The sequence below is a fragment of the Leptothrix mechoopdaensis (SeqCode) genome (genome assembly GCF_053893855.1).
The window spans coordinates 2,572,612-2,592,330 of the sequence record NZ_CM132699.1; the positions used below are offsets into that span (position 1 = coordinate 2,572,612).

The following is a 19,719-nucleotide window of genomic DNA, read 5'->3' on the forward strand; positions in this document are numbered from 1 at the left end:
GCGCTGCGCCTCGCGGCGACTCAGCTCGACGCTTGGGAAAGTGTATTCGCCTGGGGTGCAGGCGCCGTGCCCGGTTGGGGCGCCCGTTCGTGCAACAGCGCCGGTGCGACGTCCCGCTGACGGGCGTCAGACCAGAACTGGCGCCAGGCGCGGGCGCCGGCCACGCCGTTCCACAGGCCCAGCGCATGGCGCATCGCCTGGGTCCAGGGCCGGCCGGCCTCGTGGCCGCGTTGCAGGTGCGCGATCCAGGCCGCCTCGACCTCGCGCCGGTCGGCCGCCGGTGCCGGCGTGCCGAAGAAACGCGGGTCCCAGCCGATCATCTGCCAGGGCTCGTGGTACGCCTGCCGGCCGACCATGACGCCGTCGACATGCTGCAGGTGGTGGGCGATCTCGTCGTCGCTGCGGATACCGCCGTTGATGACGATCGTCAGCTGCGGGAACTCGCGCTTGAGCTGGTGCACCAGCTCGTGGCGCAGCGGCGGGATGTCGCGGTTCTCCTTCGGGCTCAGGCCCTGCAGCCAGGCGTTGCGGGCATGCACGATGAAGACCTCGCAGCCGGCCTCGGCCAAGGTGCCGACGAAGTCGCGCACGAAGTCGTAGCGCTCGATGCGGTCGATGCCGATGCGGTGCTTGACGGTGACCGGGATGTCGACCGCGTCGCGCATCGCCTTGACGCCGTCGGCCACCAGCGCCGGCTCGGCCATCAGGCAGGCCCCGAAGGCGCCGCGCTGGACCCGCTCGCTCGGACAGCCGCAGTTGAGGTTGACCTCGTCATAACCCCAGCGCTGCGCCAGCTTCGCGCAGGCCGCCAAGTCGGCCGGTTCGCTGCCACCGAGCTGCAGGGCGACCGGGTGTTCGACCTCGCCGAAGTCCAGGTGCCGGTGCTGGTCGCCGTGCAGCAGCGCGCCGGTCGTGACCATCTCGGTGTACAGCCGCGTGTGGCGTGTCAGCAGGCGGTGGAAGTGGCGGCAGTTCGAGTCGGTCCAGTCCAGCATCGGCGCGACGCTGAGGCGCCACGGGCTGGGGAGGACGGCGGGTTCAGGAGACGGATGCATCGGCAGCGGGGCACAACGGGGCACAACGAGGCACAACGAAGCAGGAAGGCTCTCGGGTCAGCCCGCGATTGTCGGTGCAGACCCGCCCGGCCCCGTCTCACAGGTCGATGCTGAGGAAGCGCGCCGAGGTCAGCAGCACGGCGGCCGATGCGGCGTTGATGAGCGCGGCCTGGCGGATCTCGGCCGGCGCCAGGTGCCGGCGCCCCTCGCGCAGCAGCAGCACGTCGATGCGGTCGATCAGGCTGGTGACGACGCTGCGGTCGAGGTTGTCGACCAGCACGATCAGCGCCTCGCCGGCGATCGGGACGACCGCGTCGTTGCTGCGCAAGCTGCGCGCGAGCGTCTGCATCAGCGACGGCAGGCGCGGCGACGGCAGCGAGCTGTCGAGGCCGTCCGCCGGCCCGCCGACCGGCTCGGGCGGCGCGGTCGCGGCCGCGTGGGCGGGCGTCGACACCAGCCGGCCGATCGGGCCGACGGTCATCATCTCCAGCACCGGCTCGTCGGTCATGCGCTCGGTCTCGTTGCCGGACGACAGGGGCGCCAGGTTGCTGCTGGCACCGGCCGCGCGGTTGACGGGCATGTCGACGTGCAGCCACAGCACCGGCCGATCGGCCTGCGGGCCGCGACCGTAGCCCTGCCGGGCCAGGTGCCATTCGAGCGCCATGACGTTGCGGAAGGTCGGCGCGCCGGAGCGCGGCTCGGCGCGTCCGCGCCCGCCCGTGCCCCGCACGCGCGGCTCGTTCCAGACCATGCCCAGCAGGCCGACGATGCACAGCCGCAGGCACATCAGCAGCAGCACCGCGTAGCCGTCCGGTCCGTCGAACGGCGAGGCGCCGGGGTTCCAGTGATCGATCAGCAGCAGCAGGCCGACCGACAGTCCCGAAGCCAGCGCCGCTCCATAGACCCCGCCCAGCCAGCCGCTCAGGAAGGTGTAGGCCGGCAGCAGCACCATCGCGCCCGGCAGCGGGGCCAGCAAGGCCGCCAAGGCCGCCGCCGTGCCAGCGATGCCCGCCAGCACGCGCGCACCGGGGATCGGCCAGATGTCCCAGCTGAGCAGCGGAACGATCACCAGCACAGACACGCCGCTGGCCAACACCTGGCTCCAGCCGAGCAGCCACAAGGCGGCCCCCGGCTGCGAACCCAGCGCGACGCCGCCCATGACATGCAGCACCAGATGCAGGCCGACCACGCACAGCGCCACCACCACGGCCAGCGGCAGCAGCCGCAGGCCGATCAGGCGCGCGGTCGCGGCCAGACGGCGCAACGGCGGCGGGCGCCGGTCCCTCGCCAGCTCGACCCACATCGCCTCGACATGGCGGGCCGCGATGACCGCCTGGATGGCCAGCAGGTAACCGCAACCGAGGGCCTGCACGATGCGCTCGGGCCAGTCCAGGCCGTGGGGCTGCGCAAGGCGCTGGGCGCCCCCTTCCAGCAGCGCCAGCAGCAGCCCGAGCACGGCGACGCACCGGAGCGATCCGGCCCGCCACCGCATCGCCAGCACCACCGCCGGCCCGGTGGCCAGGGTCACCAGCGGCATGTCGCCCGGCGTGGTGCTGGCCTGCCCGGCACCGAACACCACCAGGGGCAGCAGAAGCGCGGCGAGCGCGCGCATCAGCAGCAGTTGTCGGTCGCCCGGTTGCGGCAGTCCGGCGGCCGCCACCGGCTTGTCGCCGGCGCCGCCTTCCGGTGTCGCCGCGTCGGTGCGCCGGTTCACGTCGCAGCCTCGGCGCCCGCCGCAGCGTCGGGTGCCGAGACGACGACGCGGTTGCGCCCGGCGTGTTTCGCCTCGTAGACGGCCGCATCGGCGCGCTTGAACAGCAGGTCGGCATCGTCGCCCGGCAGCGTCGCGGCCACGCCGATCGACACGGTGATGTGGGCAAAGCCGCCGTCGGTGGGGATCTCCAGCGCCGCGATGGTCTTGCGCATCTCGTCGGCACGGGACGCCGCGAAATCGAGGTCCGAGCCGGGCAGCACGACCACGAACTCCTCGCCGCCGTAGCGGCAGACCACGTCCTCGCTGCGGTGGTTGTCCTGCAGCACACGGGCGATCTGGCGCAGCACCTCGTCGCCACCGGCATGGCCGTAGTGGTCGTTGACGCGCTTGAAGTGGTCGGCGTCGACCACCATCAGCGCCAGCGGGCGGTTCTCGCGCTGGGCCCGGTGCATCTCGCGGCGCAGCGTCGCGTCCAGGTAGCGGCGGTTGAACAGGCCCGTCAGCGGATCGCGCACGCTGGCGTCACGCAGCTTGGACTGCAGCTGCTCGACCTCCTCGATGATCCGGCCGCGCTGGGCCGACAGCAGCGTCAGCTCGATCTCGGCGCGCTTGCGCATGGTGATGTCGATGGCCGCGGCGAACGCGCAGGGCTTGCCCTCGTATTCGACCGCCCGCATCGTTAGCAGCGACCAGTGCGCCGCCTCGGCGCCGACGCCCGGCCGCTCCAGCTCGATGTCGCGCAGGATGCGGCTGCTCTGCAGGCGCTGCATCAGTTCGCCACCCGGGCGCAGCGCCGGCAGGCTGTCGTGGATGCGCAGCTCGGCGGTGCTGCTGGCCAGACCGAGCGCGCCGATCGCGCGTTCGTTGGCATAGGCGACCTGGCCGTCGCGGATGCCGAACATCAGCACCGGGAAGGGCGCGACGTCCATCAGGAACTGGAAGCGCAGGTCGTCGTCGCCCTGTTGCTGACGGGCCGCCTTGAGCTGCTCGATCTCGGCCCGGCCCCGCGCGGCGATGCGCCACAGGCCCCAGACGGTCAGCCACAGCGCCAGCACCAGCCCGCCGAGGGCGAGGCGGATCGGATCGGGCAACAGCGCGACCGACTCGTGCCGCTCCGGTCTCAGCAGGCCCTCCAGCCGGGCGGCGTCATCCCTGCCGGCCAGCCCCAGCCGGACCTGCTCGACCGCCACGCGCTGCCAGTGCGACTGGCTCATGTGGCCCAGCTCGATGTCGTCGCGGCGGCTCAGGCGCTCCATCTCCTGGCCTTCCAGCACCAGCTGCTCGACGCTCTGGTGCGGCGTGTACAGGCGATGGATCAGCATCGCCGTGCCCTCGATGTCGTCGAAGGCAGCCTGCCAGCCTCGCAAGGTCGCGCGACGGAAACGTTCGACCCGCAGCGGCTCGCGCGCCAGCAGGGCCTCGGAGGTGAACAGCACCTCGCTGTAGAAGCCCGGCAGGCGCCGGTCGGGCTCGATGATCCAGTGCGGCACCCCGCGCCAGGCCAGCTCCTGGGCCTCGACCGTGCGGTAGCCCGCCATCAGGTCGAGCTCGCCCTCGGCGAACCGGTCGACCGGATCAGGCGGCAGGACCTGCGGCAGTCGGGCCAGGTCGATGCCCACGGCCGCCAGCGGCACGGCCAGTTCGGCCTGATCGGCCAGGTTGCCGCGCCACATGACGCGCCCGGACGCCAGTTCGGCCAGCTTCGGACCGGTCGGTGGATGGTCGGCCGTGCGGCCGTCGGACGGAGCGCGCCGGGCGATCCAGACCAGTGGCGACTCCTGCAGGATCGCGGCCAGCGCCACGACCGGCTCGCCCTTCATCCGTGCCAGCGCCAGGCCCGAATTGCCGACGCCGAACTGCGCCAGCCCGAGCCGCACGGCGTTGATCGACGAGGCCGAGCCATAACCCCCCGGGCGCAGCTCGACGTCGAAACCTTCCTCGCGGTAGTAGCCGCGCGCCAGCGCGACGTAGTAGCCGGCGAACTGGAACTGGTGCGACCAGCTCAGCTGCACCGACACGGCATCCATCGCCCGGGCCGGGCCGGCCAGCAACGCCCCCAGCGCGAGCACGAGCAGCCATGCCGCCCGGAGGCCCCTGCGCCAGCCTGGCGGTCCGGCGGCCTTCTCGATCATCCTGTCCATCCCTGGTCCCCGATGCGGTTTGACGGTCGGTGTCGCGGTTGTTGTCGTTGCCGTTGCCGTTGTCGTCGTCTGCTACTGCCGGCCGGAGCCTACATGTCCAGACCGCTGCGCATCGCGAGCCGGATCAAGTCGGCGTTGTTGTCCACGCCAAGCTTGCGCATCAGGTTCATCTTGTGGGTGCTGACCGTCTTGGCGCTGAGGAACATCCGGTCGGCGATGTCGCCCAGGCGCACGCCGGCGACGATCAGCGCGAGCACTTCCTTCTCGCGCCGGGTCAGGCGCCATTCGCCGCTCTCGCCCGGACCGTCCAGCACCATGCGCTGCGCCAGCGCGGACTCGACGAAACGCTCGCCGACGGCGAGCTTGCGCACGGCGGTCATCAGCGTCTGGATGTCGGCGCCCTTGCTGAGGAAGCCGCGCGCGCCCTGTTCCAGCGAGCGCTGCACGATCGACGGCGAGCCGTGCATCGTCAGCACCAGCACCGGCAGCGCCGGCCAGGTCTGGCGGATGCGCGCCAGCAGCACTGGCCCGCTCTCGCCGGGCATGTTGAGGTCCAGCAGCAGGACATCGGGCAGGCCACGGCGCAGCAGCTCGAACAGCGCCTCGCCATTGGCGGCCTGGCCGATCACGTCCATGTCCTCCTGACCGGCGAAGAGTTCCGCCAGACCGGCCCGCATGATGGCGTGGTCATCTGCCAGCACGATCCGGATCATGACTGGCCCTCCCCGACGATCGTTCGGCTGGACGCAGGCCACGGCATCTCCAGCCGCACCTTGCAACCCTGGCCGGCCTCGCTGCGCAGCTGGAGCTGCGCGCCGAGGCGCAAGGCCCGCTCCTGCATGCCGAACAGGCCGAAGTGGCCATGCCGGCGGCGCAAGGCCAGGTCGAAGCCGATGCCGTCGTCGACCACCTCGATCACCAGCACGTCGGTGCCGGCGCGCAGCGACACGTTGACCTGACGGGCCTGCGCATGGCGGGTGATGTTGCCGAGCGATTCCTGGACGATGCGGAACAGGTCCTGCGTGCTGTCGTCGTCCAGCGTGGCGCAGCGGCCGGCCGGGTCGTCGATCACCACCTCGCAAGGCAGTTCGGCGCGCAGCCGGAAGTCGTCGGCCAGCCATTCGATGGCGCTGGCCAGACCGAGTTCCAGCGCGGGCGGACGCATCAGCGCGCTGAAGTCGCGGACCATCTCGAGGGCCTCGTCGATCAGCTCGCCGACGGCATCGCTGCCACGGCCCTTCTCGTCGCCGCCAGGGGCCGCGCGGTCGAGCATCTGCACGCGCAGCTTGATCGTGCTGAGCACCTGGCCCAGCCCGTCGTGCAGGTCGGCCGCCATGCGCTTGCGCAGCTGGTCCAGCCGGGATTCGCTCTGCGCCGACAGCTCGCGCAGCTGCGCGCTCAGGTCCGACAGGTCCTGCGCCGCCAGCTGCGATTCGGTGACGTCCTGGACCGTGCCGTGGACCCGGATGACCTGACCGTTGCGGTCGGTCTCGGGTTCGACCCGCACGGCATGCCACTGCATCATCCGTCCGCCGCCGCGGCACGGGCATCGCACGATGATCTGGCCGGAGTGGCCGTCCAGCGCCTTGTCGCGCAAGCCCAGCAGCAGCGGCCGGTCGCGCGGGTCCAGCGCGGTGAGCATGTCCACCATCGTCAGCCGGCCGTCGATCGGCAGGCCGCCCAGCATGCGCAGCAGCTGCGGCGAACAGTGGAAGGTGCCGCTGCGCACGTCGTGTTCGAAGCTGCCGATGCGCGCCAGCGTCTGCGCGGCCTGCAGGTTGGCCTCCGAACGCCCCAGCGCCTGCAGAGCCTGTTCGCGCGCGGACACGGTCGCGAGCCACTCGGAGACGTCGCGCACCAGCATCAGCCGGGCCTCGCGGCCCTGGTAGTGCATCGGCCGCGAGTTCAGGTGCACGAAGAAGGTCGAACCGTCGGCGCGGCGGTGCTGCCACAGCCCGCCGCTGGCCGGCATGCCGCTGCCCAGGCGTTCGAGGTAGGTGTCCATCCGGGCGTGTTCCGCGCCGGTGTGCAGGTCGCCCAGCGACAGGCCGCGCCAGCCCTCGACGCGCCAGCCGTACTGCTCGCACGCGGCCGGGTTGGCCGACAGGATCGCGCGGGTCTCGACATCGACGATCAGCAGCGCCTGCGGATGGGCCAGGAACAGCAGGTCCTGGGCCTCGCGGTCATCGGAGACGAGTTCGGTGCCGTCCTGATCGGGCGTGCGCTCCTGCAGCCGTTGCTGGCATCGCGCCAGCGCCATGCGCAGGTCGTCCAGCGACAGGGCCTGCGCGTGCAAGGTGGCACGTGCGGCGTGCAGCAGTTCCTCGATCAGCGGGGATGCGCCGTCATCGGCGCGGCGGCGGATGCTGCGGGCCAGCGATCGGGCCTCGCGAAGCTGGTCGATCTGACGCCCCAGGCGTTCGATCAGCTGCTGGCTCTCCAGGTCGTGGTCGGGAAACTCGGACATCAAGGGTACGCGGGGAAAACAGGCGCCCGGGCGGCCTTGCCCTCTTCGGGACGGCTCACTGCGGTCAGGCCTGCGGGTGGATCGGTGGGGCGCATGCACGGCCAAGGAACCCGTGACAACCGGGATTGGTTCACACCGCACTGATGTGGGCAATCAGGGAAGCCTGAGCCATTTCAGCCCTGCCCGATGGGCGTTGAACCCGGCTGACCAGACACTGTTCCCGAATCAGAAACCGGATCTGCAACCGGTTTTCAGGCCATACCCAAGACTGCCGTCTCCCATGAGCATGACCCCGACATCCCGGACCGCCTACCGCCTGTGGCAGCGCTGGATGGGCGCCTCGCCGGCACCGGCGCGCCCCGACTTCGAGCGCACGCTGCCCATGCCCCTGCCGATGCGCGTCGCCAGGCGCGGCGGCGACGAGATCGTGACCGTGATCGAACCGCTTCATGGCACCTTGAGCCTGGCTGCGGCGGCGAACGGCGACACCCTGCAGATGTCGGATTGGGAAGATTCGGATGTCATCGATCCGGACGTCGCCGACGAGGGTCGGCCACTGTTGCGGGCCTTGGCCCGCGGCCAGTTCGAGCTGCATTACCAGGCCCAGTTCGATTGCGTCAACCGTCAATTGATTGGCGTCGAAGCCCTGCTTCGTTGGCTGGATCCGACACATGGCCTGCGCATGCCGGGCGAATTCATCGGCGCCGCCGAACGCAGTGGCGCGATCCGGCACCTCGACGCCTGGGCGCTGCGCACCGCCTGCCAGCAGATGCGGCATTGGCAGGACATGGGCATCGCGCCGCCCTTGATGGCCGTCAACGTGTCGGCCCCGCTGTTCGCCCGCGACGACCTGGTCGACCTGGTCGCCGAGGTGCTGCGCGAGACCGGTCTGGACGCGGATTGCCTCGAACTGGAGATCGTCGAGCGCGCGCTGCTGGACCCCGTGCACGCGGCACCGACGATGCGCCGCCTGCGCGCGATGGGCGTGCGGCTGGCGATCGACGACTTCGGCACCGGCTACTCGTCGCTCGGCTACCTGAGCCGCTATCCCGTCAACCGCCTGAAGATCGACCGCTGCTTCGTCGCCGCGATGGGCCGTGACCGCACCAGCGTGGCCATCACCGATGCGGTGGTCGCACTCGGCCTGAGCCTGGGCCTGGACGTCGTGGCCGAAGGTGTCGAGACCGAGGATCAGCTTGAACACCTGCGGCTGCACCTCTGTCCGGCGGCACAGGGCTGGCTGTTCGGCCACCCTCAGCCGGCGGGCACGTTCGCGCACCTGCTGCGGCGCGAAAACCAGCGGCGCTGAATCGAAGGCGTCAGGAAAACACGAGGCGACCAAGGCGATACCCGGGGGAAGTTGGCAGGCCCCGTGGCCTGCCCATCGTCCCTATCGGCTGCCGCCCGAGCGAATTCAGACCCGGTCGGGTATCACCGGCTCGAACATCGTCGAATCCTTGTCGGATGTTCAGCCGACGTACAGGCCGGTCGGACGTTCGACCGTCGCCGACAGCACCTCGCCGACCGGCCGGGCCGCCTCGAAGCCGTGGCGGCGGAAGGTCGCCAGCACGGCGTCCAGCGCGGCGGGCGCGCACGCCACCAGCAGGCCACCGCTGGTCTGCGGGTCGGTCAGCAGCGCGCGGTCGACCGCCGCGAAGCCGGCCGGCAGCGTGACCTCGGCGCCATAGCCGGCCCAGTTGCGGCCGGAAGCGCCGGTCACGCAACCCTGTTCGGCCAGGCCGCGCACGCCGTCCAGCAGCGGCACGGCCGACCAGTCGATCCGAACGGCGCAGCGCGAGCCGCGCGCCAGTTCCAGCGCGTGGCCGGCCAGGCCGAAGCCGGTGACGTCGGTCAGCGCATGCACGCCGTCGATGGCCGCCAGGTCCGGCCCCGGCGTGTTCAGGCGCGTGGTGGTGTCGAGCATCCGGGCGTAGCCGGCGTCGTCCAGCAGGTTCTTCTTCAGCGCGGCCGACTGCACACCCACGCCGATCGGCTTGCCCAGCACCAGCACGTCACCGGGCTGTGCATCGGCGTTGCGCTTGATGCGGTCGGGGTGGACCAGGCCGAGCGCCACCAGCCCGTAGATGGCCTCGACCGAGTCGATCGTGTGGCCGCCGGCGATCGGGATGCCGGCAGCGCGGCAGGCGCTCGCGCCACCTTCGAGGATGCGGCCGATCGTCGCCGTGCCCAGCACGTTGATCGGCATGCCCACCAGCGCCAGCGCGAAGATCGGCCGGCCGCCCATCGCGTAGACGTCGCTGATCGCGTTGGTCGCGGCGATGCGGCCGAAGTCGTGCGGGTCGTCGACGATCGGCATGAAGAAGTCGGTCGTCGCGACCAGCGCCTGCTCGTCGTTGAGGCGGTAGACGGCGGCGTCGTCCGAGGTCTCGATGCCCACCAGCAGTTCCGGCGGCAACGGCATCGCGGCGGTGCCGCGCAGGATCTCGGACAGCACGCCCGGGGCGATCTTGCAGCCGCAGCCGCCGCCATGCGAGAGCGAGGTCAGGCGCGGTTCGGCCGGGCGGGTGTCGGACGTCGAAGGTGTGGCAGGCGTGGCAGGCGTGGCAGACAAGGCAGGACTCCGTCAGGAGCGGGCCGGCTCAGGCCCGCGAGGTCGTTGCGGTCGATGGGGTCGTGGACGTCGATGGGGTCGATGGGGTCGAGGGCCGCACAGGCTCATCGCGTGAGCCCCACAGCGCCAGCGCCTCGTTGATGGCGAGCGCGGCCAGCACCAGCGAGCCGCCGCCGATCACCGCCGGGGTCGGCGATTCGTCCGAGCCCAGCCAGGTCCAGGCGACGCCGAACAGCACCTCCAGCAGGCCCAGCAGCGAGGCCTCGGGCGCCTTCAGCACGGCGCCGACGGCAACCGCCAGCACACACGGGATCGCCAGCTGCACGACGCCCAGCATCACCAGCAGGCCGACGTCATGCCGGCTGGCCTGCAGCGGCCAGGCCAGCGCCAGCATCAGCAGGGCCGACAAGGTGGTGCCGATCAGCACGGCCGGCGTCATGTCGCGGCGGTCGTCCGGATGGGCCCGCGCGTTGACCTGCGCCAGCGTCCACATCGTCGCGCCGGCGATCGGCACGGTCAGCGCGACCAGCGTGCCCCAGAGGTCGGAGGCCGATCCGCCGCCGACCTGCGAGCCGTACATCCACGCGATGCCGATGCCGGCCACGACGACCGCGATCCAGGTCCGCAGCGGCAGGCGCTGGCCCAGCACGATGCGGGCGATCAGCGCGGTGAACACCGGCGCCAGCGACATCGTGATCAGCACGTTGGCGACGGTGGTCATCGTCAGCGCCAGCATGAAGGACGTGAACAGCACGCACCAGCACAGCGCCGACAGGAACATCGTGCGGCCACCCTCGCGGATGCTGCGCCACAGCGTCGCCGGGCCGCGCCACCACGACAGCAGCAGCGCCAGCGCGACGCCGTTGGCGGCGGCGCGCCAGAAGGTCACCTCGAAGGACCGGGCCGAATCGAGGTGGCGCGAGACCACCCCGGCGATGCTCCACAGCAGCGTCACCACCAGCATGGTGGCCACGGCGCGGCGATGGGTCAGCGCGATCATGCCGGCCGGTCGACCTTCAGCGTCGGGACTCAGGCGACGGCCGATTCGCGCGAGGCGCGCTTGCGCTCGTGCTCGGACAGGTGACGCTTGCGCAGGCGCACGCTCTTGGGCGTGATCTCGACCAGCTCGTCGTCCTCGATGAACTCGACGCCGTACTCCAGCGTCAGCTCGATCGGCGGCGTGATCTTGATCGCGTCTTCCTTGCCGCTGACACGGAAGTTGGTCAGCTGCTTGGTGCGGGTCGCGTTGACGACGAGGTCGTTGTCGCGGCTGTGGATGCCCACGATCATGCCCTCGTACACCGGGTCGCCGGCCTTCACGAACATGCGGCCGCGGTCATCGAGCTTGCCCAGCGCGTAGGTGAAGATCTCGCCGGCATCCATCGAGATCAGCACGCCGTTCTTGCGGCTGGCGATGTCGCCCTTGTGCGGCTCGTAGCCGTCGAAGATGTTGCTGATCAGGCCCGAGCCGCGGGTCAGGTTCAGGAACTCGTTGCTGAAGCCGATCAGGCCACGCGCCGGGATGCGGTACTCGAGGCGCACGCGGCCACGGCCGTCCGGCTCCATGTTGACCAGTTCGCCCTTGCGCTCGCCGAGCGCCTGCATGACGCCGCCCTGGTGGGTTTCCTCGACGTCGGCGGTGACCAGCTCGATCGGCTCGCACTTGACGCCGTCGATCTCGCGGAACACCACGCGCGGCTTGCTGACGGCCAGCTCGTAGCCTTCGCGGCGCATGTTCTCCAGCAGGATGGTCAGGTGCAGTTCGCCCCGGCCCATGACCTCGAAGATGCCGTCCTCGTCGGTCTCCTTGACGCGCAGCGCGACGTTGCTCTGCAGTTCCTTCTGCAGGCGGTCCCAGATCTGGCGGCTGGTGACGTACTTGCCTTCACGGCCGGCCAGCGGGCTGGTGTTGACGCAGAAGTTCATCGTCAGCGTCGGCTCGTCGACCTTGAGCATCGGCAGCGGGCTCGGGTTCAGCGGGTCGGTCACGGTCACGCCGATGCCGATCTCGTCGATGCCGTTGATCAGCACGATGTCGCCCGGGCCGGCTTCGGTCACCTGCACGCGGTCCAGACCCTGGAAGGTCAGCACCTGGTTGACGCGGCCCTTGACGGCCTTGCCGTCCGGACCTTCCATGACGACCACGTCCATGCCCGGCTTGACGGTGCCGGCGTTGACGCGGCCGACGCCGATGCGGCCGACGAAGGTCGAGTAGTCCAGCGCCGAGATCTGCAGCTGCAGCGGCGCGGTCGGGTCGCCTTCATGCGACGGCACGTGCTTGAGCACGGTGTTGAACAGGGCCGACATGTCGGGGCCCCACTGCTCGCCCGGTGCACCCTCTTCCAGCGAGGTCCAGCCGTTGATGCCCGAGGCGTAGACGACGGGGAAGTCGAGCTGCTCGTCGGTCGCGCCGAGCTTGTCGAACAGGTCGAAGGCGGCGTTGATGACGGCGTCCGGCTTGGCGCCCGGCTTGTCGACCTTGTTGACGACGACGATGGGCTTGAGGCCCAGCGCCAGCGCCTTCTTGGTCACGAAGCGGGTCTGCGGCATCGGGCCTTCCTGGGCGTCGATCAGCAGCACCACGCCGTCGACCATCGACAGCGCACGTTCGACCTCGCCACCGAAGTCGGCGTGTCCGGGCGTGTCGACGATGTTGATGTGGGTGCCTTCCCAGCTGACGGCGCAGTTCTTGGCCAGGATGGTGATGCCACGCTCGCGTTCGATGGCGTTGCTGTCCATCACGGTGTCGACGACCTTCTCGTGTTCGGCGAAGGTGCCGCTCTGGCGCAGGAGCTGGTCCACCATGGTGGTCTTGCCGTGGTCGACGTGGGCGATGATGGCGATGTTGCGGATTTGCTTGGTCATGGCGTTGAGGCTGCGGCAACGGGCCGCATGGCCTGGATTTCGAGAGGGCTGAGAAGGCGGTCGGCGATCAGTTCGCCTGCTGTGATGTGTGCGCTGCCGAGCAGCGTGCGGCCATCCGGGCCGTAGACACGCACGGCCGCCTGGTCGGGGCCCTGGCCGCGGCGGCGCATGCCGGCCAGGAACCGGGCGGCGTCATCGGCCGCCAGCGTGAGCGCCGGCCAGTCGCGCAGCAGCGCGTCCGGCGGCAGGAGACAGGCCTCGCGGCCGGCCTCGTCGAGTTGCAGGAAATCTTCCAGCGAGATCGCCTGGGCCAGTTGCAGGGGGCCGCTGGCGGTGCGGCGCAGCGCCGACAGGTGGGCACCACAGCCGAGCCGCTCGCCGATGTCCTCGGCCAGCGTGCGGATGTAGGTGCCCTTGCTGCAGCGCACGTCGATCACCAGCTCGTGCGGCGCCGCAGCATCCCACGCGACGATGTCGATGCGGTGAATCGTCACCGCGCGCGGCGTGCGTTCCAGCACGATGCCCTCGCGGGCGTATTCGTAGAGCGCCTTGCCCTGCACCTTCAGCGCCGAATGCATCGGCGGCAGCTGCAGCTGCTCGCCGCTCAGCGCGGCACAGGCGGCCTCGATCGCGGCGCGGTCGCATTGCACCGGGCGTTCGAGCAGCACGGCGCCCTCGCGGTCGCCGCCGACCGTCGTCTGGCCCAGGTGCAGGGTGGCGCGGTAGGCCTTGTCCGATTCGAGGCTGACCTGCGAGAACTTGGTCGCCGCGCCCAGGCAGATCGGCAGCAGGCCGGTGGCCAGCGGGTCGAGCGTGCCGGTGTGGCCGGCCTTCTCGGCGCGCAGCTGGTTCTTGACCTTCTGCAGCGCGTCGTTGCTGGTCCAGCCGACCGGCTTGTCCAGCAGCAGCACGCCATGCACCGGCCGACGCGGCAGGCGCACGCGCGGCGCCGGAGCGGCCGCACCCACGCCCGTGCCGGCGGGGGCACGTGCGGTGTCGGGGGCGGTCAGCAGGTCGGACATCCGTTCAGCTCGGGGTTCAGTGTTGCGGTCAGTCTTCAGAGTCCAGCGCGCGGGTCGAGTTCGCCTGCCGGATCAGCGTGTTGATCTCGGCCGCCCGTTCGGTGGTGCGGTCGAAGTGGAAATGCAGCGTCGGCACGGTGTGGATCTGCAGGCGCTTGAACAGGCCGTTGCGCAGGAAACCGGCCGCCTCGTTGAGCGCCGCCTCGCATTCGGCCGAATCGCCGATCAGCAGCGAGAAATAGACCTGCGCGTGGGCATAGTCCGGCGTGATGTCGACCGAGTTGATCGTCAGCATGCCGATGCGCGGGTCCTTGAGCGTGCGGATCAGCTCGGACAGGTCACGCTGGATCTGGTCCGAGACCCGGAAGCTCCGATTCGGCGCCGCCTTCTTGTGTCGCATGGTTCAGGTCTTTCAAACGAGGAACCCCGCCTAGGCGGGGCTCCCGACGACTGCGGTGCAGCGAGCGGACTCAGAGAGTTCGCGCGACTTCCTTGATCTCGTAGATCTCCAGCACGTCACCTTCGGAGATGTCGCTGTAGTTCTTGAGCTTGATGCCGCACTCGAAGCCTTCCTTGACTTCCTTGACATCGTCCTTGAGTCGACGGACCGATTCGATCTCGCCGGTGTAGATGACGATGTTGTCGCGCAGCAGGCGGAAGCGCGCGTTGCGGCGCACCAGGCCCGAGGTGACCATCGAGCCGGCCACCGTGCCGATCTTCGAAGCCACGAAGACCTGGCGGATCTCGGCGGTGCCGAGCGCCTCTTCGCGCTGCTCCGGCGCCAGCATGCCGGCCATCGCCGCCTTCACCTCGTCGACCGCGTCGTAGATGATGTTGTAGTAGCGCAGGTCGACGCCGTTGCCTTCGGCCAGCTTGCGCGCACCGGCATCGGCCCGCACGTTGAAGCCGATGATGACGCCCTTCGAGGCGATCGCCAGGTTGACGTCCGACTCGCTGATGCCACCGACGGCGGCGTGCACGATCTGCACCTTGACCTCGTCGGTCGACAGCTTGAGCAGCGAAGTCGCCAGCGCTTCCTGCGAACCCTGCACGTCGGCCTTGATGATCAGCGGCAGCATCTGCGCGGCACCCTGACCCATGCTGTCGAACATGTTCTCGAGGTTCGCGGCCTGGCGCTTGTTCAGCGTCACTTCGCGGTACTTGCCCTGACGGAAGGTCGCGATTTCGCGGGCACGGCGTTCGTCGGACAGCACCATGAACTCGTCGCCAGCGGCCGGGACCTCGGTCAGGCCCTGGATCTCGACCGGGATCGACGGACCGGCTTCCTGCGCGTCCTTGCCGTCCTCGTCGAGCATGGCGCGCACGCGGCCATAGCTCTTGCCGGCCAGCACCACGTCGCCACGCTTGAGCGTGCCCGACTGCACCAGCACCGTCGCCACCGGACCGCGGCCCTTGTCGAGCTTGGCTTCGATCACCAGGCCCTTGGCCAGCGCCTCGACCGGCGAGGTCAGCTCCAGCACCTCGGCCTGCAGCAGCACCTGCTCGAGCAGCTCGTCGATGCCCTGGCCGGTCTTGGCCGACACCGGGCAGAACGGCGACTCGCCGCCGAACTCTTCCGGCACGACACCCTCGGCCACCAGCTCGCTGCGCACGCGCTCGAGGTTGGAGTCCGGCTTGTCGATCTTGTTGATCGCGACGACCACCGGCACGCCGGCAGCCTTGGCGTGGGCGATCGCTTCCTTGGTCTGCGGCATCACGCCGTCGTCGGCGGCCACGACCAGGATGACGATGTCGGTCGCCTTCGCACCACGGGCACGCATGGCCGTGAAGGCTTCGTGGCCCGGGGTGTCGAGGAAGGTGATGACGCCACGCGGCGTCTCGACGTGATACGCGCCGATGTGCTGCGTGATGCCGCCGGCTTCGCCCGCCGCCACGCGGGTGGTGCGGATGTAGTCCAGCAGCGAGGTCTTGCCGTGGTCGACGTGACCCATGACGGTGACGACCGGCGGGCGGGCCAGCGCCTCGCCCGAGGCGGCGGCGTGTTCCTCTTCCAGGAAGGCATCCGGGTCGTCGAGCTTGGCCGGGAAGGCCTTGTGACCCATTTCCTCGACCACGATCATCGCGGTCTCCTGGTCGAGCTGCTGGTTGATGGTGACCATCTGGCCCAGCAGCATCAGCTTCTTGATGACCTCGGAGGCCTTGACGCTCATCTTGTGCGCCAGGTCGGCCACCGAGATGGTCTCGGGCACATGGACCTCGTAGACCTGGGCCTCGACCGGGGCCTGGAAGTTCGAGCCGCTGTCGTTGCGGTCGCCACGGCGACCCCCACGGCCACCGGCCGGCGAACGCCAGCCACCGCGGCTGGTGTCCGGACCACGGCCCTTGGCCGGCGCGGCCGGCGTGCCACGCTTCTTGTCATCGGCCCAGCTCGACGAGAGCTTCTCGGACTTGACCGACTTCTTCTCGCCCGGCTTGGCGGTGGCGGCGGCGCCCGGAGCGCCCGGCGCAGCGCCGGTCTTCGGACGGTGGATGGTGCCCTTGATGCCGTCCTTGGGCGTCGCGCCCGGCGCCGGTACGGCCGGCTTCGGCTCTTCCGGCTTCTTGGCGGTCAGCACCTTCTTGGGCGCGGACATCATGGCGCGGATCGCGGCGGCCTCGGCCTCGGCGGCCTTGCGGCGCTTATCGAGCTCGGCGGCCTTCTGGGCTTCGCCGGCGGCGATGTCGGCGGCCTTGACGACACGCAGACCCGACGCGGGGGCGGCGGCCACAGGGGCAGCCGCAGGCGCCACGGCGGGTGCGGCGGCGGGCGCAGCAGCCACCGGCGCGGCCGGCGCGGGTGCCTCGGCCGGCTTGGCGGCGTCGGCCGGCGCACCGGTCGACACCGGGGTCGACACGGCAGCGGCGGCGGCAGCGGCAGCGGCCTCGGCGGCTGCACGTGCAGCGGCTTCGGCGGCGGCGCGCTCGGCGGCCTCGCGCTCGGCCTGCTCGCGGGCTTCACGTTCGCGGCGGGCTTGTTCTTCAGCCTCGCGCTGGCGTTCAGCGGCGGCCTGGGCCTCCTGCTCGCGCTGCAGCTCGGCCTGACGGGCGGCTTCTTCCTCGGCGCGCTGGGCCTCGAGGTCATCGGCCTCGGCCACGGCATCGCCGCCGGTCGAACCGACGTCGTCGCGCTTGACGAACACGCGCTTCTTGCGAACCTCGACCTGGATGGTGCGGGCCTTGCCGGAAGCGTCGGCCTGCTTGATCTCGCTGGTCGACTTCTTCGTCAGCGTGATCTTCTTGCGGTCGGCGCTGTTGGTGCCATGCGAGTTGCGCAGGTAAGCCAGCAGCTTTTCCTTGTCGGACTCGGTCAGCGGATCGCTCGCCGAGGCCTTGCTCACGCCAGCGTGTTGGAGTTGCTCGAGCAGTGTCGACTCCGGGCGATTGAGCTCGGTCGCGAACTGGGCAACGGTGGTCACTGCCATGTGGTGCTTTCCTCGGGGAACGTGCGTGTGCGGCGGTGTAGGGGTCGGTGCGGCGGGGTGGTTCAGGTGGTGAACCAGTGCTCGCGCGCCTTGAGGATCAGGGCCTTGGCGGCCGCGTCGTCGATGCCGGTCATCTCGGTCAGCTCGTCGACGGCCAGATCGGCCAGATCGTCACGGGTGTGGACGCCGCCATCGGACAGGCGGGCGATCAGGTCGGCGGTCAGGCCTTCCAGGTCGCGCAGGTCCTGGGACACCTCCTCGACCTTCTCCTCGCGGACGATTTCCATCGTCAGCAGGGCGTCCTTGGCACGGGTGCGCAGCTCCTGCACCGTTTCCTCGTCGAAGGCCTCGATCTCGAGCATTTCCTGCATCGGGACATAGGCCACCTCTTCGAGGCTGGTGAAGCCCTCGGCGATCAGGATGTCGGCAACTTCCTCGTCGACATCGAGCTTGTCGACGAACAGCGCGCGGATGCCATCGCTTTCCTCGGCCTGCTTGGCGGCCGATTCCTCGGCCGTCATGATGTTGATGCGCCAGCCGGTCAGCTCGGAGGCGAGCCGCACGTTCTGGCCACCGCGGCCGATCGCGATGGCGAGGTTCTCCTCGTCGACCACGACGTCCATCGCGTGCTTCTCCTCGTCGACGACGATGGACTGCACGTTGGCCGGTGCCAGGGCGCCGATGACGAACTGCGCCGGGTCTTCCGACCACAGCACGATGTCGACCCGCTCGCCGGCCAGCTCATTCGTGACCGCGTTGACGCGCGAACCGCGCACGCCGACGCAGGTGCCGATCGGATCGACGCGCTTGTCACGCGACAGCACGGCGATCTTGGCGCGCGAACCGGCATCACGGGCGCAGCTCTTGATCTCCAGCAGGCCCTGCTCGATCTCGGGCACTTCCTGGCGGAACAGCTCGATCATGAAGGACGGCGCCGAACGCGACAGCACGATCTGCGGGCCGCGCAAGGTCGGGTCGACCTCGATGATCATGGCCCGCACGCGGTCGCCGGTGCGCAGGTTTTCCTTGGGGATCAGCTCGTTGCGGCGCAGGCGGCCTTCGACGCGGCCGCTCTCGATGATCATGTCGCCCTTGTCCAGGCGCTTGACGGTGCCCACGAAGATCTTCTCGCCACGCGAGAGGAAGTCGTTGAGCAGCTGCTCGCGCTCGGCGTCACGGATCTTCTGCAGGATGACCTGCTTGGCCGCCTGAGCGCCGATGCGACCGATCGGCACGGACTCGACCGGCTCCTCGATGTAGTCGTCCACATCGATCTCGCCAATCTGTTCCTTGGCCTCGAAATGCAGGATCTCGGCCTCGGGCAGCTGCAGGCCGGCCTCGTCCGGCACGACATGCCAGCGCCGGAAGGTCTCGTAGACGCCGGTCTCGCGATCGATCGACACGCGGATGTCGACCTCGCCCTCGTACAGCTTCTTGGTGGCCGATGCCAGCGCCAGCTCGACGGCGCCAAACACCACATCACGGTCGACGTTCTTCTCGCGCGAGATCGCGTCCACCAGCATCAACAGTTCGCGGTTCATTCTTCGTGACCTCCGGTCTGCTCGGCCGCGCCTTCGGGCGCCACCTCGGTGCGGCGCTTGCGCCCCTTGAAGTCCACCACGGGCACCAGTCGTGCCTCGCGGACCTCGTCGAGCACAAAGCCCAGCACCGTGTCTTCCTTGCCGACCTTGAAGATCAGCTCGTAACTCGTCACCGCATCGGCGACCGGCGCCGTGGCAGCGGTGGCGTCGGTGGACGCCACATCGGGAATGGCGGGAGCGGCCGCGACGAGGCGCAGCACACCCTTGTAGTTCTTGCGGCCCTGGAACGGGACCTTCAGCGTGATCTCGATCTCGAGGCCCTCGAAGCGGGCGTAGTCGGCCGGCTTGCGCAGCGGACGATCGAGACCCGGCGAGGCGACCTCGAGCCGGGCGTAGTCGACGTTCTCGACCTCGAGAACATTGAGCAACTGGCGGGTGACGATCTCGCAGTCCTCGACCAACACGAACTCGCTGGGCCCGGTCGGATAGACGACGCCGGGCACGCGGTCGATGCTGACCTGCAGCAGGCCACGGGCACCCCGCTCGCACTCCACGAGCTCGTAGCCCATCCCGGTCACTGTCTTCTCGACGGCCTGCAGCCAATTCATCAACGTCGTCCCAAACCCCGTGTCACACGCCAGACTTCACTAACCCGCCCGCGCCAGGCGACAACCCGGCAGACGGCACAGCACCACACGACCAAAGGCAGCCCAGGCCGCGCAGCGTCGCAAGACCGGTCGCCTTGCCCGCCATGCAGCCGGCTGCCAGACCCTGGCCTCCAGACGAGACCACCGCGGTGTCTGCCGCAACAGGCCGGTCAGCTCAACGATGACACCCCGAAGGACACCAACACCGCTGCGCCGCCCGACCCGCGCCGGATGTCGCATCAAGACCTCTTGTCGGCGGGATTCGCAGGGCCT

General features: G+C 69.9%; 14 protein-coding genes. 1 reads left to right on the top strand and 13 read right to left on the bottom strand.

From position 1 onward, the window contains the following. Window positions 1–20 precede the first annotated feature (20 nt). The 5 genes from dusA to ACWA7K_RS11245 form a co-directional block, all read right to left on the bottom strand. Window positions 21–1,055 carry a tRNA dihydrouridine(20/20a) synthase DusA gene (gene dusA / locus ACWA7K_RS11225; protein WP_456210108.1) on the bottom strand — a complete coding sequence of 345 codons (1,035 nt, stop codon included), beginning with the start codon at window positions 1,053–1,055 and terminating at the stop codon, window positions 21–23. A gap of 97 nt (window positions 1,056–1,152) precedes the next feature. After that, window positions 1,153–2,769 carry a hypothetical protein gene (locus tag ACWA7K_RS11230; RefSeq protein WP_456168551.1) on the bottom strand — a complete coding sequence of 539 codons (1,617 nt, stop codon included), beginning with the start codon at window positions 2,767–2,769 and terminating at the stop codon, window positions 1,153–1,155. Beyond that, window positions 2,766–4,910 carry a diguanylate cyclase gene (locus ACWA7K_RS11235; protein ID WP_456168552.1) on the bottom strand — a complete coding sequence of 715 codons (2,145 nt, stop codon included), beginning with the start codon at window positions 4,908–4,910 and terminating at the stop codon, window positions 2,766–2,768. Before ACWA7K_RS11235 ends, ACWA7K_RS11230 begins: the two co-directional genes overlap by 4 nt. Window positions 4,911–4,999: 89 nt before the next feature. Further along, on the bottom strand, window positions 5,000–5,623 hold the full coding sequence (locus ACWA7K_RS11240; RefSeq protein ID WP_456168554.1) for a response regulator: 624 nt from the start codon (window positions 5,621–5,623) through the stop codon (window positions 5,000–5,002). Next, window positions 5,620–7,377 (bottom strand): PAS domain-containing sensor histidine kinase, encoded by a 1,758-nt coding sequence (locus ACWA7K_RS11245; protein WP_456168556.1) that lies wholly within the window; start codon window positions 7,375–7,377, stop codon window positions 5,620–5,622. Before ACWA7K_RS11245 ends, ACWA7K_RS11240 begins: the two co-directional genes overlap by 4 nt. A gap of 286 nt (window positions 7,378–7,663) precedes the next feature. Between ACWA7K_RS11245 and ACWA7K_RS11250 the strand changes: the two genes are divergently transcribed. Then, entirely contained in the window at window positions 7,664–8,686 is a 1,023-nt protein-coding gene (locus ACWA7K_RS11250; protein ID WP_456210110.1) for a putative bifunctional diguanylate cyclase/phosphodiesterase, read from the top strand. 159 nt (window positions 8,687–8,845) lie between these two features. On the opposite strand, the gene selD is transcribed toward ACWA7K_RS11250, so the two are convergent. The 8 genes from selD to rimP all read right to left on the bottom strand — a co-directional run bounded on the left by selD (window position 8,846) and on the right by rimP (window position 19,407). After that, window positions 8,846–9,949: a selenide, water dikinase SelD gene (selD, locus tag ACWA7K_RS11255; RefSeq protein ID WP_456168560.1), complete on the bottom strand. Its 1,104-nt coding sequence runs from the start codon at window positions 9,947–9,949 to the stop codon at window positions 8,846–8,848. 28 nt (window positions 9,950–9,977) lie between these two features. Next, the gene (locus ACWA7K_RS11260) at window positions 9,978–10,949 is read right to left on the bottom strand and encodes a DMT family transporter (RefSeq protein ID WP_456168562.1); all 972 of its coding nucleotides are present in this window, start codon (window positions 10,947–10,949) and stop codon (window positions 9,978–9,980) included. A gap of 29 nt (window positions 10,950–10,978) precedes the next feature. Next, complete coding sequence (gene typA, locus ACWA7K_RS11265; RefSeq protein WP_456168564.1) at window positions 10,979–12,814, bottom strand: translational GTPase TypA; 1,836 nt, start codon at window positions 12,812–12,814, stop codon at window positions 10,979–10,981. Then, window positions 12,811–13,836, bottom strand: a complete 1,026-nt coding sequence (truB, locus tag ACWA7K_RS11270; RefSeq protein WP_456168566.1) for a tRNA pseudouridine(55) synthase TruB — start codon at window positions 13,834–13,836, stop codon at window positions 12,811–12,813. Before truB ends, typA begins: the two co-directional genes overlap by 4 nt. Window positions 13,837–13,864: 28 nt before the next feature. Continuing rightward, the gene (rbfA, locus tag ACWA7K_RS11275; protein ID WP_456168568.1) at window positions 13,865–14,236 is read right to left on the bottom strand and encodes a 30S ribosome-binding factor RbfA; all 372 of its coding nucleotides are present in this window, start codon (window positions 14,234–14,236) and stop codon (window positions 13,865–13,867) included. A gap of 70 nt (window positions 14,237–14,306) precedes the next feature. Continuing rightward, window positions 14,307–17,258 carry a translation initiation factor IF-2 gene (gene infB / locus ACWA7K_RS11280; protein WP_456168570.1) on the bottom strand — a complete coding sequence of 984 codons (2,952 nt, stop codon included), beginning with the start codon at window positions 17,256–17,258 and terminating at the stop codon, window positions 14,307–14,309. 62 nt (window positions 17,259–17,320) lie between these two features. Further along, on the bottom strand, window positions 17,321–18,799 hold the full coding sequence (gene nusA, locus ACWA7K_RS11285; RefSeq protein WP_456168572.1) for a transcription termination factor NusA: 1,479 nt from the start codon (window positions 18,797–18,799) through the stop codon (window positions 17,321–17,323). Then, entirely contained in the window at window positions 18,796–19,407 is a 612-nt protein-coding gene (gene rimP / locus ACWA7K_RS11290; protein WP_456168574.1) for a ribosome maturation factor RimP, read from the bottom strand. Before rimP ends, nusA begins: the two co-directional genes overlap by 4 nt. Window positions 19,408–19,719: the final 312 nt, after the last annotated feature.